Raw genomic sequence first — 16,018 nt, 5'->3', positions numbered from 1 at the left:
CGCACCGGACACGGCCGAGTCCCGGTACCCGTACCGGGAGCGGGGACGGGACCTGGGACGGGGACGGGGGCGGTCCCGGGGCAGTTGCCGACACCGGGTCAGGTCCCGACGCCGGGGCACGGCGGGACTGTCGGCGACGGCGCGACCGGTGCGGGCGGCGGGCGCGGCACCGGCCGGTCCGGACGGGCGCGCGGCCTGCTGTGGGGCGTGGGCGGGGTGCTGGCCGCCTCCGCCGTGTGGGCCACCGCGGTGCTGACCGTGCCGCAACTGGTGGCCACCGGCCGTCCCGTGCCGGGTGCCGGGCCGTACCGGCTCGTCGACGACGTCTGTGCGACGGCACCGCTCACGACCTTCGGGCAGCTCTACCCCTCGGAGTACGGCAAGCCCTACCACTACGCGACGCGGCACCCCGCGCTCGACGACATGTACTGCAGCCAGTACCTGAAGAAGACCGGGGCGGACACCGACTACGTCTCGCTGTACATCCAGGCGCAGTTGCACAAGGCCACCGACCCGCAGCCGGAGTTCGAGGCGCAGCGGGCCGGGCTCCTGCAGCGGAAGTACCAGATCACCTCGGTGCCGGACCTGGGCCAGGACGCCTACCTCGGCTACCTGGACGACCCGAGCACCTCCGACGCGAGCTGGCACTACATCACGCACGTGCTGTACGTCCGCGACCGGGGGCTGACGTACTACCTGAGCTGGTCCGGATCGTTCCAGGACGGCAAGACGAGCGCGCCGGACCGGGAGCAGATCCGTCAGGCCCTCGTCATCGACAGCCGCGACCTGATGCACGCGCTCGGCGGCTGACTGCACCTCTGCCGCCACGAGCCCGGGCCTGCCTGACCGGCGGCTCAGTACGAACGGGATCCGGACCGGGCCGCGCGGGCGACGGCGACGACCGCCCGCTCCAGCGCGTACGCCGGGTCGTCGGAACCGCCCTTGACCGCGGCGTCCGCCTGCGCGACGGCCGTGAGGGCGGCCGCGACGCCGTCGCCCGTCCAGCCGCGCATCTGCTGGCGCACCCGGTCGACCTTCCACGGCGGCATGCCCAGCTCCCGGGCGAGATCGGCCGGGCGCATGGAGCGTCCGGCCGTCGCCAGGCGGCCGATGCTCCGCACACCCGAGGCGAGCGCGTAGGTGATGCCGGTGGGCGGCTGCCCGACCGCCAGGGCCCAGCGCAGCCGTTCCAGCGCCTCGGCGGCGCGGCCCGTGACGGCGAGGTCGGCGACCTCGAAGCCGGTGGCCTCGGCGCGGCCGCTGTAGTAGCGGGCCACGGAGGCCTCGTCGATGGTGCCCTCGACGTCGGCGGTGAGCTGGCTGCAGGCGGCGGCGAGCTCGCGGAGGTCGCTGCCGAGCGCGTCGAGGAGTGCCTGGCACGCCTCCTGCCCGGCCGCCCTGCCCAACTGCCGGAACTCGTTGCGCACGAAGGCGAGCTTGTCGCCGCTCTTCGTGAGCTTGGCACACGGAACCTCGCGGCCCCCGGCCTTCTTCGCCGCGTCCAGCAGGCCCTTGCCCTTGGCCCCTCCGGCATGCACGAGGATCATGATGACCTCCTCCACCGGCGCGTCGAGGTACGCCTTGACCTCCTTGACCGACTCCGCGGAGAGGTCCTGCGCGGCGCGGACGACGATCACCTTGCGCTCGGCGAAGAGGGAGGGCGTGGTCAGCTCGGCGAGGCTTCCGGGCTGCAGAGCCCCGGGGGCGAGGTCCCGCACGTCGGTGTCCGGGTCGGCCGCCCGTGCGGCGGCCACCACCGCGGCCACCGCGCGGTCGAGCAGCAGCTCCTCCTGGCCGACCGCGAGGGTCAGCGGGGCGAGCAGGTCGTCGGGTGCACTCTTCCTGGCCATCGCGTACCAGGATCGCACGGGCCGCGGACACCCCCGGACCGTAACGCCGCAGGGCCGGTTGGAGAATGGTGCCGTGACCGAGAACCTCACCCGCCAACTGCTCGTCCTGCCCGACCGCGATGCCGCCGAGGAGGTGCTGGAGGAACTGGCGACCCGCTTCCCCGACCTCGACGATCCCGAGCTGGTGCGCGATGCGCTCGCCGGGGAGGACGACGCCGAGGACGCCCAGTGGCTGCTCGTCGTGGAAGCGCCGGAGGACGGATGGACGGAGGCGCAGCTCGCCGAACTCGACGCGGTGGCCCGCGCGCAGGAGGGGTGGCGCGAGGAGGACTGAGCCCTTGCCGCGCGCCCGGGACGAACCGGCGACGGGCGACGGGCGACGGGCGGCGAGGGTGGTATCGCGGGGCCCTGGCTCTCCGCCGCCGGGACGCCCGATCATGGGAATCATGGACATGGACCGCCGGGAACTCGCCGACTTCCTCCGACGCTGCCGTGAGCGTCTGAGCCCTCAGGACGTGGGCCTGCCCGCGGGGGCCAGGCGGCGCACCCCGGGGCTGCGGCGTGAGGAGGTGGTGCAGTTGGCCGGCATGTCGGCGGACTACTACATCCGGCTGGAGCAGGCCCGGGGTCCGCAGCCGTCCGTGCAGATGCTCGGCGCGCTCGCCCGGGCGCTGCGGCTGTCGGAGGACGAGCGCGACCACCTCCACCTGCTGGCCGGGCACCGCCCCCCGGCCGGCCGGCAGGCCGGGGACCACATCAGGCCGGCCCTGCTGCACCTGCTCGACCAACTGCGGGACACCCCGGCGCAGATCATCAGCGACCTCGGCGACCTGCTGGCCCAGAACGCCGTCGCCACGGCGCTGTTCGGCAGCGTGTGCTCACTGCGCGAGGGCGAACGGAACGTGGTCCTGCGGTGGTTCACCGATCCGACGGTCCGCCGGGCGTACGCGGCCGAGGAGCGTGACCACTGGAGCCGCGTACACGTGGCCGATCTGAGGGCGGCCGTCGTGCGACGGTCCAACGACGCCGCGTCCCGCGCGCTGGTGGCGCGGATCGCGGCGGCGAGCGAGGAGTTCGGGCGGCTGTGGGAGCTGCACGAGGTGGCGGTGCGCCGGACCAGCCGGATGAGTGTCGTGCACCCCGTGACGGGTCCGATCAGCCTGGACTGCGAGGCGCTGCTGACACCGACGGAGGACCAGCGCCTGCTGATCTTCACGCCGCCTCCCGGCACCTCGGCGGCAGGGCAGCTCGAACTGCTGCGGGTGGTCGGAACCGAACGCTTCGACTCGCCCGACCGCCGCAGCACCGGCACCATCGGCACCACCACCGGTACCACCACCAGCACCACCGGGACCGCCACCGGAAGGTGAGCGGAGGGGGACGGGCGGGCCTCACGGATGCCGTCCCGTGGCCACCCCGAGTCGGCCCGGGCCGCCCACGACGGCGATGTCCCCGGCCCGGTCGGTCCGCAGGACGGTCGCCCCGAGCGCGGTGAGCCGGTCCACCGTCCGGGCCGCCGGATGGCCGTACGGGTTCTGCCGGCCGCACGAGACGAGGGCGAGCCTCGGGTGGAGCGCACCGGCCAGGTCCCAGTCCTGGTGGGCCGAGCCGTGGTGCGCCACCTTGAGGACGTCGACGCGGGCGGGGGGTGGACCCGCCCTGAGCAGGGCGGCCTGGGCCGGCGGTTCGAGGTCGCCCAGCAGGGCCATCCGCAGTGTGTCGCCGGGCGGTCCGACGGTGGCGATCAGGGCGATGCTGGCGTTGTTCGCCCCCGGGGTGGCCGGGCCGAGGGTGTCGTCCGGCCAGAGCACGTCCCAGGACAGCTCCGGGCCGGCGGTCCGGTGCTCACCGCGGTCGGCGCGGAGCACCGGGATGCGGGCGGCGCTCGCCCAGCGCAGCACGCGGGCCTGTTCGCCCGGGGGTGAGCCGAGGAGCGTCACCTGGAGTGCCCCGACGCTCCGCCCGTGCACGACGCCGGGCACACCCTCGACGTGGTCGGCGTGGAAATGGCTGAGGATCAGCAGCGGGATGCGGGTGACGCCCAGGCGGCGCAGGCAGGCGTCGGCGGCCGCGGGATCGGGCCCGGCGTCCACGACCACGGCGGTCCGCGGGGCGACCGGAAGCACCGTCATGTCGCCCTGGCCGACGTCGCACATCGCGAATCGCCAGCCGGGCGGCGGCCAGCCGGTGGCGATCCGGACCAGGGCGGGTGGGCGCAGCAGCACGACGGCGAGCACCAGGGCGACACTCACCGCCAGAGCGGCCCTGACCCGCTGCGGGGCGGTGCGGCCCGCGGCCAGGAGCGGCGGGAGCGCCCAGCAGAGGGCGAGGGTGACACCGGCGAGCAGCGCGGCACCGGTGGGCCCGGTGGGCCACCCGAACAGCGCGCCCGGCAGGGCCGCGCCGTGGCGGGCGACGGCCGCCAGCCAGCCGGTGGGCAGCGCCGCGAGGTCGACGAGCAGCCGGGCTGCGGACGGCGCCGTCGGGGCAACGGCAAGGGCGGCGAAGCCGAGCAGCGTGGCGGGGGCGACGGCCGCCTCGGCGAGCAGGTTGCAGGGGACGGCCACCAGGCTGACCCGGGGCGCGAGCAGGATGGTGACGGGTGCGCAGCATGCCTGGGCGGCGGCGGTGGCCGCGACGGCGGTGGCGAGGAAGCCGGGCCAGCCGCGGCGGCGGAGGGCGTCGGCCCATCGCGGTGCGAGGGTGAGCAGTCCCGCGGTGGCGAGCGTGGACAGCAGGAAGCCGTAGGAGCGGGAGAGCTGGGGATCGAGGAGGACCAGCAGCAGCACGGCTCCGGACAGGGCCGGAACGCCCTGCCGGGGGCGGCCGGTGGCGAGGGCCAGCAGGCCGATGAGGCCGGTGGCAGCGGCCCGGAGGACGCTGGGTTCCGGGCGGCACACGGTGACGAAGGCCAGTGTGAGTACGGCGCCGCAGAGGACGGTCGTGCGGGTTCGGAGTCCGAGGAGGCCGGCCAGGCCGCCGCGGCCGGCCTCGCCGGGTCGGCGCGGTGCGCCGGTCAGGACGGCCATGACGATGGCGAGGTTCGCGCCGCTGACCGAGGTCAGGTGGCCGAGGTCGGTGGCGCGGAAGGCCTCGCGGAGGTCGTCGGGGAGCCTGGAGGTGTCGCCGACGACCAGGCCGGGGAGCAGCCCGCGGGTGTCCGGCGGGAGGTGGTCGGCTGCGCTGCGGAGCCCGGCGCGGAGCCTGGCGGCGGCCTGCTGCGGCCGGTTCGGGCCGGACAGCTGCCGGGGCGGTCCGTGGACGGTGAGGCGCGCCGCGCTGCCCGGGCGGGCCGCCGTCCCGGTGGTGGGAAGGGTGACGTCCGCGGCGACCCTGGTCGACGGCACGAGTGTGCGCCACTGGGCGATGTCCGGGGCGCGGACGACGACCTGCACGGGGGTGTGGACGGTGACGGCGGGCCGGTCGGGCTCGCCCGGGAAGCGGACACGCTCCACGACGGCGTCGAAGGTCACCGTGGTCTGGCCGGGGACGGTGCCGCGCACCCGGCCGGTCCGGGCCGTCGGGTCGCCGGCGAGGGTGAGGTCGACCGACAGCCGGACGGCCGGAGCCTGGGTCGACAGCGGTGACGGCGAGGGCGGCCCGTGGGCGGGCGACGGCGGAGGCAGCGGCCGGGCCAGCTCCGGGATCGGCCCCCGGTGGAGGTCCGCGGTGTGCAGGACGGTGGTCAGGGTGGCCGCCGCCGCGGTGAGGAGGACGGCGGCCATCAGGGGAAGCGTGCGGGCCGGCAGCCGGCGTACGTCCGCAGGGCGGTCTGCGGGCCGCCGGAGCAGCAGGACGGCCGTGCTCGTGACCAGCAGCGCGGCGACGACGAGCAGCGGATGGTGCCGCGGTGCCACGCCGAGGACGGCCGAGGTCACCGCCCACGCCGTGAGGGCGGGCACCAGGAGCCGCAGGTCGGGCCTGGCCTCACCGGGGTCGGGCGGGGCGTGGTCGCGCCGCTCCGGGCGGGCTGGCCGTACGGGGCCCCCGGTCCGGGTGCGGATGGTCGTCATGTTGCTCCCTCCGTCGGAGTCGGGGCTCGCGTCGTAGCGGGTTCGCGGTACAGGGGTGTTCGGTGCAGGGGTGTGCGGCCGCGGGGTCCGGCCGGGCGGACTCGGGCCGTCAGAGCGTGAGCAGGCTCCTGATCTCGGAGAACTTCTTCTCGCCGATGCCGGGCACCTGTCTGAGCTGGTCGATCGAGCGGAACGGCCCGTGCTCCTGCCGGTACAGGAGGATCCGCTGCGCCAGCGTCGGGCCGACCCCGGGCAGGGTGTCCAGCTGCGCCGCGGTCGCCTGGTTGAGGCTGACCAGGGCTGCCCGGCCGGGGGCCGTCCCGGTCTGGCCCGCGGGGGCACCGACGAGAATCTGTTCGCCGTCGCCGAGCACGCGGGCCAGGTTGAGCCCGTCGGTGTCCGTACCGGCCAGGGCTCCCCCGGCGGCGCGCAGGGCGTCGGCCACCCGGGATCCGGTGGGGAGGGTGCGGAGGCCCGGGTGTTCGACCTTCCCGGCGACGTCCACGACGACGGTGGGGGCCGGCGAGCCGGGCGGGCCGGTGGTGTCGTGGGTGGCTGCCGGTGCGCTGCTGGCCGCCGCGGCCGGGACGGTCACCGCTTCGGGCCGGTTCAGCCAGAAGTGCTGGACGGCGTAGCCGACGGCGAGCAGGAGCAGCGCGGCGAGGCCGAGCGCAGCCCGCCGGTCGAGGGTGAGGCCGGGCGGAAGGGCGAAGGCGAGCCGTCGTGCCTGGGCCGACCGCGGAACGTCGGTCGGTGCGGGCCCGGGAGCGGTGGCCTCACCGAACGGCGAGCCGAGGTCGGGCGGCGGTCCGGCACCGTGCGCGGCCGGCGGGCCGTCCCGGACGTGGCGACGGCCGCGCACGGACCGCCGCCCGCGCGGTGGGGCCGGCGGCGGTCGGCCGTCACCCGTGCCCGGTCGGCCGCTGCTGCCCGGCCCCTGCGGACGCTGGGCGGTCGGCCCGGCGCCGCCGGGTGCCGGACCGCCGCCGGACGTGTCCGGCGGCAGCCTGAGGGGGCGGCCGTCGGCGGCCGCGGGGCTGCCGCGCAGGGCGGAGGTGAGCAGGACGGCCAGCCGTCGCCGGACCGTCTCGGTGGTCTCTCGGCGCCGTGCGGCGCCCGGGATGATCGTCCTCATGCCGAGGACGGTACGGATCTCCCCCGGCCGTCCTCGGGCACCGCGATCCGCCTGTGGACAACTCGGCCCTGTGGACAACGGGTGTCCCCCGGACGGGTGGGGACCGCGTCCGGACGAGTGACAACCGCGTGCAGGAGGGAACCCGTCGGCCGCCGCTCAGCAGCGCGGCGAGACCACCACCGCCAGCAGTCCGGGGCCGACGTGCGCACCGATGACGGCGCCGACCTCGCCGACGTACAGGTCGCGGAGCCCGGGCACGCGCTGCCGCAGGCGTTCGGCGAGCGGTTCGGCGCGTTCGGCGGCGGCCAGGTGGTGGACGGCGATGTCCACCTCCGCGTCGCCGGCGCGGTCCACCGCGATCTCCTCCAGCCGGGCGATCGCGCGGGAGGCCGTGCGCACCTTCTCCAGCGGTTCGATGCGCCCGCCCGAGAGGTGGAGCAGCGGCTTGACGGCGAGGGCCGAGCCAACCAGGGCCCGGGCGGCGCCGATCCGTCCGCCGCGCCGCAGGTGTTCGAGGGTGTCGACGTAGAAGAAGCCGCTGCAGGCGGCGGACCGGCGGACGGCGGCCGCCGCGGCCTCGGCAGGTCCGAGTCCGGCCTCCGCCGCCTGGGCGGCCGTCAGGACGCAGTGGCCGAGCGCCATGCCGACCAGGCGGCTGTCGACCACCTCGACCGGGATCTCCGCCTCGGCGGCGGCCAGCACGGCCGCCTCGTAGGTGCCGGAGAGCTCGGACGAGAGGTGCACCGACACGACTCCGGTGGCCCCGGCCTCTGCCGCTGCGCGGTAGGCGCCGGCGAAGGTCTCGGGGCTGGGACGGGACGTCGTCACCCGCCGCTTGGCCCGCAGGGCCTCGGCGACGTCCTTCGGCGAGATCTCGACGCCCTCGGTGAGGACCTCGTCCCCGACGGCGACGCTGAGGGGCACCACCTCGATCCGGTGCCGGTCGACGGCGTCCTGGGGGAGGTAGGCCGTGGAATCGGTGACGAGGGCGAGGTGGCCGGGCATGAGCCGGAGGTTACTCCGCGACCGGCGCAGATGACAGCGGCCGCCCTCCCCCGGACGGCCGCGCGCCCGTCCCCGGGGCCCGGGGCCGTCCCGCCGGTCGGCACGGACGCGCCGCCGCCGAGCGGCCTGACCCGTCCTGGCTCTCGTACTGGCCCTCGTACTGGTGTCGGCCCTGACGCCGGCCCTGACGCCGCGCCACCTTCCGGCCGGGCGGCCGGCGGGGAGGGGTGTCCGGTGCGGCGTGCCTACGCACCACCGGTGTGCGGCTTGCGCAGCCGGTCGGCCAGCCGGTTCAGCGGCTCGCCGAGCCCGAGGACGTCCTCGGCCCGCAGGCGTCCGCCGGTGCCGAGCCCCTTCGGCCCGTCGCCGGCTGCGGACGAAGCCTGCGCGGCCGACGCGGCAGGCCCGGCAGGCGCGGCAGGCGCGGCCCCCGGAGCGGCGTCCGGGCCCGCGACGCGGTCCCAGTGCCGGAGCGCACCGGCCTCGTCCTCGCACTCCCGGCCGAGCCTGGCCAGTTCGTCGTCGGCGAAGCGCCGCATCCGGTCCTGGGCGGCCCAGCGCATGGCCTCCGCGGAGTGGGTGATCCGCCCGGCGCGCTCCTTCAGCTCGGGCAGCCGGGCGGCGAGGCGGCCGGGGTCGGGCTCGCGTTCCAGGGTGCGCATCTCGCGGTCGAGTTCGGCGGCGTGCGCGTCGAGGCGGGCCAGCAGCTGGAGGGATTCGGAGAGCTGGGAGTCCTCGGCCACCCCGGCTTCGAGTACCTGCCGGGTCGCGTCGAGCGAGGTGCGCAGCGACAGGCGGGCGGAGGCGAGCTGCCCCTGCGAACCGGGCTTGGCAAAGGACTTGGCCCGCAGGGCGGCGTTCTCGACGGCGCGCCGGGCTTGGGCCTCGTGCCGTTCGACCTTGGCCGCGACGGCCTTCGCGGCCTTGACCGTGCCGACCACGGCCATGACGGCACCCGCCATGACGAACAGCACTACCAGGGCGATCACCACGCCGAGCGCGTCCATCCCTACCCCACTTCCCCGGTGCCCGCCGGGGCCCGGTCGCCGGTGCGGCCCGCGCGGCCGCCCTGGAACCTCCACCGTAGCCTCCGGGGCGCTCGGTGCGGAGCCTCTGCGGCCTGCGGACGGCAGAGATCAGGGTGAGCTCAGGGACCTCTCAGGGCTTGATCGGGGCCGCAGGGGCGGGGATCCGTACCGCCCCCGGGTCCGGGCGGTGCTCCACGCCCGTGCGGGCCGCCGAAGATCCCGGGCCCGAACCGAACCGCCCGGAACCGCACCGCACCACACCGGCCCGCGCAGAGCCGCACCCGCACCCGCACAGAGCCGCACCGCACCGCACCCGCACAGAACCGGCCGCCGCAGAACGGCCGACGGGCCGGGTGCCCCCGAGGGAGCACCCGACCCGTCGTGCGGTCCGCGTCGGCAGCCCGCGCGGGGCGGCCGTCACGGGCGTCAGCCGGTGACGATGTTGACCAGCTTCGGCGCCCGCGCGATGACCTTGCGCACCGGTGCGTCGCCGATGGCGGCGACGACCAGCGGCTCGGCCAGGGCCAGGGCCTCCAGGTCGGCGTCGGAGATGTCGGGCGCGACCTCCAGGCGGGCCTTGACCTTGCCCTTGATCTGGACGACGCAGGTGACGGTCTCGTCGACGACGTACGCCGGGTCGGCGACCGGGTAGTCGGCGAAGGCCAGCGAGTCGGCGTGGCCCAGGCGGTGCCACAGCTCCTCGGCGACGTGCGGGGCCAGCGGGGCGATCAGCAGGACGATCTGCTCGGCGACCGGCCGCGGGGTGGAGCCGCGCTTCACCAGGAAGTTGTTCAGCTCGATGGCCTTGGCCACGGCCGTGTTGAACCGCAGGCCGGCCATGTCGCCGCGGATGCCGTCGATGGCCTTGTGCAGGGCGCGCAGGGTGGCCTCGTCGGGCTCGTCGTCGGTGACGACCAGCTCGCCGGTGGCCTCGGAGACGATGTTGCGCCACAGGCGCTGCAGGAAGCGGTACGAGCCGATGACGGCGCGGTCGTCCCAGGGGCGGGAGACGTCCAGCGGGCCCATCGACATCTCGTACAGGCGCAGCGTGTCGGCGCCGTACTGGTCGGCGAACTCGTCGGGGGCGATGGCGTTCTTCAGGGACTTGCCCATCTTGCCCGCCTCGCGGCGGACCTGCTCGCCCTCCCAGAAGAAGGCGCCGTCGATCTCCTCGACCTCGGCGGCGGGCACCGGGAAGCCCCGCTCGTCGCGGTAGACGTCGGCGGTGATCATGCCCTGGTTGAACAGCTTGTGGAACGGCTCGACCGAGGAGACGTGGCCCAGGTCGTGCAGCACCTTGTGCCAGAACCGGGCGTACAGCAGGTGCAGCACCGCGTGCTCGGCACCGCCGACGTACAGGTCGACGCCACCGGCCGGCTTGTCGGCCGTCGGGCCCATCCAGTAGGCCTCGTTGGCGGGGTCGACGACCTTCGCGGAGTTGACGGGGTCGATGTAGCGCAGCTCGTACCAGCACGAACCCGCCCAGTTGGGCATGGTGTTGGTCTCGCGGCGGTAGGTCTTCGGACCGTCGCCCAGGTCCAGCTCGACGGTGACCCAGTCCGCGTTGCGCGACAGCGGGGTCTTCGGGGTGGAGGCGGCGTCGTTCGGGTCGTAGGTGTGCGGCGAGTAGTCCTCGACCTGCGGCACCTCGACGGGCAGCATCGACTCGGGCAGCGCGTGCATGGCGCCGTCCTCGCCGTAGACGATCGGGAAGGGCTCGCCCCAGTACCGCTGGCGGCTGAACAGCCAGTCGCGCAGGCGGTAGTTGACGGTGCCCTCGCCGATGCCGCGGGCGGCCAGCCACTCGGTGACGCGGGCCTTGGCGTCGACGACGCCCAGGCCGTTCAGCGACAGGTCGGCGTGCGCGGAGTTGACGATCGCGGCGTCGTAGGACGCGAAGGCGTCGTCCCAGGCGGACGTGTCCTGGTCGCGGCCGTCGGTGGGCTCGACGACGCAGCGGATCGGCAGGCCGAAGGCGCGGGCGAACGCGAAGTCGCGGTGGTCGTGGGCGGGCACGGCCATGATGGCGCCGGTGCCGTAGCCCATCAGCACGTAGTCGGCGATGAAGACGGGCACCTGCTCGCCGCTGACCGGGTTGGTCGCGTACGCGCCGGTGAAGACGCCGGTCTTGATCTTGGCGTCGACCTGGCGCTCGACGTCCGACTTGGCGGCGGCCTCGGCGCGGTAGGCGGCGATCGCCTCGGCGGGGGTGGCGGCGCCGCCCGTCCAGTCGGCGCGCACGCCGGCCGGCCACGCGGCGGGAGCGATGGCGTCGACCAGGGCGTGCTCGGGGGCCAGCACCATGTAGGTGGCGCCGAACAGCGTGTCGGGGCGGGTGGTGAAGACGGTGATCGCCTCGCCGCCGGCGACGGCGAAGTCGACGCGGGCGCCCTCGGAGCGGCCGATCCAGTTGCGCTGCTGCAGCTTGATGGCCTCGGGCCAGTCCAGCAGGTCCAGGTCGGCGATCAGGCGGTCGGAGTAAGCGGTGATGCGCATCATCCACTGGCGCAGCTTCGACTTGAACACCGGGAAGTTGCCGCGCTCGGAGCGGCCGTCCGCGGTGACCTCCTCGTTGGCCAGCACCGTGCCCAGCCCGGGGCACCAGTTGACCGGCACCTCCTTGGAGTACGCCAGCCGGTACTCGCCCAGCACCTCGTCGCGCTCGACCGCGGACAGCTCGGACCAGGCGCGGCCGCCCGGCACCTCGCGCGAGCCGTCGGTGAACTGCGCGACCAGCTCGGCGATCGGACGGGCCCGGCCGGCCGCCTCGTCGTACCAGGAGTCGAAGATCTGCAGGAAGATCCACTGCGTCCAGCGGTAGTAGTCCGGGTCGATCGTGGCGATGGAGCGCCGCGCGTCGTGGCCCAGGCCCAGGCGCCGCAGCTGGCGGCGCATGTTGGCGATGGCCGCCTCGGTGGTGATGCGGGGGTGCTCGCCGGTCGCGACGGCGTGCTGCTCGGCGGGCAGGCCGAACGCGTCGTAGCCCAGCGTGTGCAGGACGTTGTGCCCGGTCATCCGCTGGTAGCGGGCGTACACGTCGGTGGCGATGTAGCCCAGCGGGTGGCCGACGTGCAGGCCGGAGCCGGAGGGGTACGGGAACATGTCCATGATGAAGCTGTGCGGCTTCGCGGCGACGTCGCCGGCCGCGCCGTCGGCCAGCGGGCCGGACGGGTTGGGGGCGTTGAACGTCCCCTCCTTCTCCCACAGGTCCTGCCAGCGGGACTCGATCTCGGCGGCCAGCGCCGCGCCGTAGCGGAAGGGCTCGGAGGCGGCCTCGGCCGCGCCGGAAGCAGGGGTCGTCGTCTCGCTCATGGTCCTTCGGGCTCCATCGTCATCAGTCAGCGGACCTGCGCCGTACACCCGGCGCGCGCTCGACGCGCCCGGGCCGTCCTCGAAAAGCAAAAAACCCCTCGCAGGAGGGGTCGCCACGCCGACTCCGGCCCCGGGCCGGTCCTGGTCAGCGCGGCCGGCTAAGGAGCAGGCGCACGGTTCGCATGGGCTCAGGGTACCGCAAGGGCCCTTGCCCTCCGGTGCGCATTTCCCCCGTGCACGGACCGCGGCGCCGGCCGGTGCGGCGGCGGTTTCTAGCGGGCGGCCGCGGCGGTGCCGTCCTGCTCCCGGGAGGCCGTGTCGAAGTCGCGCAGGGCCCGGGCCACCCGGGCGGACTGCATGCCCGACGCCAGGTGCCGGGCCCGGTCCGCGGTGCGGGCCGCCTCCTCGTGGGCGCCGGTGCGCCGGTACGCGTCGGCGAGGCGCACCATCAGCAGCGCCCGGGCGCGGGCGCGTTCCGGGGGGAGCGCGGCGACCGCGTCGGCGAGCATGCGCTGGGCACGCTCGTACTCGCCGAGGAAGAGGTGCGCCTCGCCGATCATGCCGGCGAGGTCGGCGCGTTCCTGCACGTGCTCCTCCTCGCCGTCGAGGGCCTGGAAGGCGCGTTCGGCGACGGCCTCGGCGCTGATCTGCTCGCCCTTGCGGCCGTGGGCGCGGGCGATCCGGCCGAGTTGGAGGGCGCGTTCACGCGGGGTCAGCACCTCGTCCGCGGCGCGCAGTGCGGTGGAGAGCATGGCGACGGCGTCCAGGCCGCGCCCGCCCGAGTTGTACGTCGCCTGCACGGCGAGGCAGCCGACCACGCTCACGCCGAGCCGGGGTTCGCCGGAGACGTGGGCGGCGCGCAGGGCGGCGACGAAGGCGCGCTGCGCCGCGGCGTCGTTGCCCATGTCGTAGTTGGCCCATCCGACGAGCCGGGCGAGGCGTCCGGCGGCGCCGTAGAGCTGCCGGCCGAGGTGCTCGTCGTACGCGCCGAGCTCCAGGAGCTTGCCGACCATGGCGAGTTCGGCCTTGGCGGGGTCGAGGATCAGGCCGCCGCCGAAGGCGCGTTCGAGGCGGCGTTTGCTGTCGTGGGAGAGCCGGAGGTCGCCGAGCTGCTCGGGGGCGACGAGCAGCGCGCCCGAGCCGCCGGTGACTTCGGGCGGCGGGGACGCCCAGTGCCGGGCGGCCTGTTCGAGTTCGTCGCCGCGGAAGAGGTCGGTCAGCCGGACGGGTGCCGCGTCGGCGCCCGCCTCGCGGAGTGCGGTCTGGGCCGTGTCGGCCGTCCACGGGTCGGTGAGCAGGCGCGGCGAGAGGACCTTCGCTCCGCGGCCACTTCCCATGCGGCCCCACAGCTGCTCGTAGGTGACCGCTATGCCGACGGCCCGGCCGAGCACCTCGCAGACGGTCTGGTCGTGCGGGGCGCGCGGCACCATGCCGCGGTCGCGCCACTTGTAGGGCGCGGTGGAGCTGATCGCGAGGCCGGGCGGGAGCCCGGTGTTCACCTCGCGGGCGAGCCGCTCGGGGCTCCACCCGAGCTGGTGGAGGATCCGGGCGAGCTCTTCGTTCCGCTTGCGCACCAGGTCGGCCATACCTCGACGGTAGCGGGCGGGCCGCGGGCGGGGGTAGGCGATCGGCGCAACGACGGAAGGGCCGCCCTCCCGGAGGAGAACGGCCCTTCATCTTCTGTGGAGCTACGGGGAATTGAACCCCGGACCTCTTGCATGCCATGCAAGCGCTCTACCAACTGAGCTACAGCCCCGCGCAGTGGTCACCGGCCGTTTCCCCCGGCGACATCGACCACTTTACACGGTCGCGGGGGTGCTCCCTAATCAGTTCCCCGGGGCGGGCCACCGCGCTCCTCCGCACCGTCGCACCGACCTGACCAGGGCCGCACCGGGGAAGGCCGCGAGGGCGGGGCCCGCCCGGACCGCCGCCGCCCGGGCGCCGCCGGCAGGCCCGGCGATCATGGGAGCCGCCCGGCGGCGCCGCGCGGGACGGGCCTCCGCGACCCGACCGGGCGGGCTCTCCCCCGGCACCCGCCGCACCGCCTCCGGGCCCTCCGCGGGCTGCGCACGGGCCGCACGCGGTCTCCCCGCTTCCCCGCACCCTGCGGCCCCCTCCGCGGGCCGTACGCAACCTCCCGCATCCCCGCCACCCTGCGCTCCCCTCCGCACCCGCGGGCAGGGCCGGCGGGCACCGCGGCAGCGGTCCCGCACACGCCGTGAACGCCGAAGGCCGCCATCCGGATCGGATGGCGGCCTTCGGAACCACTGTGGAGCTACGGGGAATTGAACCCCGGACCTCTTGCATGCCATGCAAGCGCTCTACCAACTGAGCTACAGCCCCGCGACACGTGCGGCCCGGGTGACCCGGCCACTGGTGCGGAGTGGAGCTACGGGGAATCGAACCCCGGACCTCTTGCATGCCATGCAAGCGCTCTACCAACTGAGCTACAGCCCCGCAGTCCCGGATTGGCGCTTTCCTGTCGGTCTGCGCTCCTCGCTGCGAACGAGGAAGACTCTAGCCGGTCCGGCCCGGAACTGCGAAATCGCCTCCCGGGCCGGGCTCAGGTCTCGTCGCCGATGACCGGCTGCGGCAGCGTGCCGGCGTTGTGCTCCAGCAGCCGCCACCCGCGCGCGCCCTGTCCGAGCACCGACCAGCAGCAGTTCGACAGGCCGCCGAACCGCTCCCACAGCACCGGGTCGATGTCGAGCAGCCGACCGATCATGGTGCGGATCGTCCCCCCGTGGCTCACCACCACGAGGGTGCCGTCCTCGGGCAGCTTCTCGGCCGCGGCCAGCACCACCGGTACGGCCCGGTCGGCCACCTCGGTCGCCAGCTCGCCGCCGCCGCGGCGCACCGGGTGGCCCTGCGCCCAGGCTTCGTACTCCTCGGCGAAACGCGCCCGGATCTCGGCGTTGGTGAGGCCCTGCCACTCCCCGGCGTAGGTCTCGCGCAGGCCCTCGTGGTGCTGCACGTCCAGCCCGGTCACCCTGGCCAGCTCCGCGGCGGTGCGGGCGGCACGCTGCAGGTCGGAGGAGATCAGGAGGTCGGGCCTGAGGCCGGAGAGCAGCCGGGCGGCCCGCTGCGCCTGGAAGACGCCCTGGTCGGTGAGCGGGATGTCGGTGGACCCCTGGAACCGGGATTCGAGGTTCCAGGCGGTCTGGCCGTGCCGCCAGAAGACGATGCGCGGCCCCCGCGCGGCGCGGCTCAGCTCTCGTCTCCGGCGGTCGCGTTGCCCGCGGCGTCGGTCAGCGCACCGTCGGGGCGGTTGCGGGTGGCCAGGGCGTCGGCGGGCAGCGGCAGCTCGGGGCAGTCCTTCCAGAGCCGGTCGAGGGAGTAGAAGGAGCGCTCCTCGGAGTGCTGGACGTGCACGACGATGTCCAGGTAGTCGAGGAGGATCCAGCGGCCCTCGCGCTCGCCCTCGCGGCGTACGGGCTTGACGTCGAGCTGCTCGCGCAGCTGGTCCTCGATCTCCTCGGCGATCGCCCGCACCTGGCGGTCGTTGGCCGCGGAGGCGATGACGAAGGCGTCGGTGATCGACAGGACGTCGCTGACGTCGAAGGCGATGACGTCGTGCGCCAGTTTGTCCGCGGCCGCCTGTGCGGCGACGTTGATCAGTTCCTGGCTATGGTCAGTGGCAGTCACGGTGCTCTTCCGGCTCGTCTGTGTGGTTAC

At 75.0% G+C, this 16,018-nt stretch carries 12 protein-coding genes and 3 tRNA genes; 3 read left to right on the top strand and 12 right to left on the bottom strand.

Annotated elements, in window-relative coordinates; genetic code table 11:
• Nucleotides 1-207: 207 nt before the first annotated feature.
• Entirely contained in the window at nt 208-810 is a 603-nt protein-coding gene (locus tag SNE206_RS06050; RefSeq protein ID WP_407912305.1) for a hypothetical protein, read from the top strand.
• A 44-nt stretch (nt 811-854) separates the two neighbouring features.
• On the opposite strand, the gene holA is transcribed toward SNE206_RS06050, so the two are convergent.
• Nucleotides 855-1,850, bottom strand: coding sequence for a DNA polymerase III subunit delta (holA, locus tag SNE206_RS06045; protein ID WP_407912304.1), 996 nt, complete (start codon nt 1,848-1,850; stop codon nt 855-857).
• 97 nt (nt 1,851-1,947) lie between these two features.
• On the opposite strand from holA, the gene SNE206_RS06040 reads away from it, so the two are divergent.
• Together SNE206_RS06040 and SNE206_RS06035 are read left to right on the top strand one after the other, a co-directional pair.
• Entirely contained in the window at nt 1,948-2,184 is a 237-nt protein-coding gene (locus SNE206_RS06040; protein ID WP_407912472.1) for a hypothetical protein, read from the top strand.
• A gap of 112 nt (nt 2,185-2,296) precedes the next feature.
• Complete coding sequence (locus SNE206_RS06035) at nt 2,297-3,220, top strand: helix-turn-helix transcriptional regulator (protein ID WP_407912303.1); 924 nt, start codon at nt 2,297-2,299, stop codon at nt 3,218-3,220.
• Between the two features lie 21 nt (nt 3,221-3,241).
• Here the strand turns inward: SNE206_RS06035 and SNE206_RS06030 are convergent, their stop codons facing one another.
• From SNE206_RS06030 to rsfS, 11 genes are all read right to left on the bottom strand, one after another.
• Nucleotides 3,242-5,863: a ComEC/Rec2 family competence protein gene (locus tag SNE206_RS06030; RefSeq protein WP_407912302.1), complete on the bottom strand. Its 2,622-nt coding sequence runs from the start codon at nt 5,861-5,863 to the stop codon at nt 3,242-3,244.
• Nucleotides 5,864-5,972: 109 nt separating this feature from the next.
• Complete coding sequence (locus SNE206_RS06025) at nt 5,973-6,998, bottom strand: ComEA family DNA-binding protein (RefSeq protein WP_407912301.1); 1,026 nt, start codon at nt 6,996-6,998, stop codon at nt 5,973-5,975.
• Nucleotides 6,999-7,154: 156 nt separating this feature from the next.
• Nucleotides 7,155-8,003, bottom strand: a complete 849-nt coding sequence (locus SNE206_RS06020) for a DegV family protein (protein ID WP_407912300.1) — start codon at nt 8,001-8,003, stop codon at nt 7,155-7,157.
• A gap of 245 nt (nt 8,004-8,248) precedes the next feature.
• On the bottom strand, nt 8,249-9,010 hold the full coding sequence (locus tag SNE206_RS06015; protein WP_407912299.1) for a hypothetical protein: 762 nt from the start codon (nt 9,008-9,010) through the stop codon (nt 8,249-8,251).
• A 447-nt stretch (nt 9,011-9,457) separates the two neighbouring features.
• On the bottom strand, nt 9,458-12,343 hold the full coding sequence (leuS, locus tag SNE206_RS06010; protein ID WP_407912298.1) for a leucine--tRNA ligase: 2,886 nt from the start codon (nt 12,341-12,343) through the stop codon (nt 9,458-9,460).
• Nucleotides 12,344-12,615: 272 nt separating this feature from the next.
• Nucleotides 12,616-13,929 carry a hypothetical protein gene (locus SNE206_RS06005; RefSeq protein ID WP_407912297.1) on the bottom strand — a complete coding sequence of 438 codons (1,314 nt, stop codon included), beginning with the start codon at nt 13,927-13,929 and terminating at the stop codon, nt 12,616-12,618.
• A 97-nt stretch (nt 13,930-14,026) separates the two neighbouring features.
• Nucleotides 14,027-14,099 (bottom strand) — tRNA-Ala (locus SNE206_RS06000).
• A gap of 514 nt (nt 14,100-14,613) precedes the next feature.
• Nucleotides 14,614-14,686, bottom strand: a tRNA-Ala gene (locus tag SNE206_RS05995).
• A gap of 41 nt (nt 14,687-14,727) precedes the next feature.
• A tRNA-Ala gene (locus tag SNE206_RS05990) sits at nt 14,728-14,800 on the bottom strand.
• A gap of 106 nt (nt 14,801-14,906) precedes the next feature.
• Nucleotides 14,907-15,554 carry a histidine phosphatase family protein gene (locus tag SNE206_RS05985; protein ID WP_407912471.1) on the bottom strand — a complete coding sequence of 216 codons (648 nt, stop codon included), beginning with the start codon at nt 15,552-15,554 and terminating at the stop codon, nt 14,907-14,909.
• The gene (rsfS, locus tag SNE206_RS05980) at nt 15,551-15,988 is read right to left on the bottom strand and encodes a ribosome silencing factor (RefSeq protein WP_407912296.1); all 438 of its coding nucleotides are present in this window, start codon (nt 15,986-15,988) and stop codon (nt 15,551-15,553) included. The genes SNE206_RS05985 and rsfS overlap by 4 nt, the downstream gene beginning before the upstream one ends.
• Between the last annotated feature and the right edge of the window lie 30 nt (nt 15,989-16,018).

This window comes from Kitasatospora sp. NE20-6 (assembly GCF_045862635.1).
This window is presented reverse-complemented; position numbering and strand designations above follow the sequence as displayed.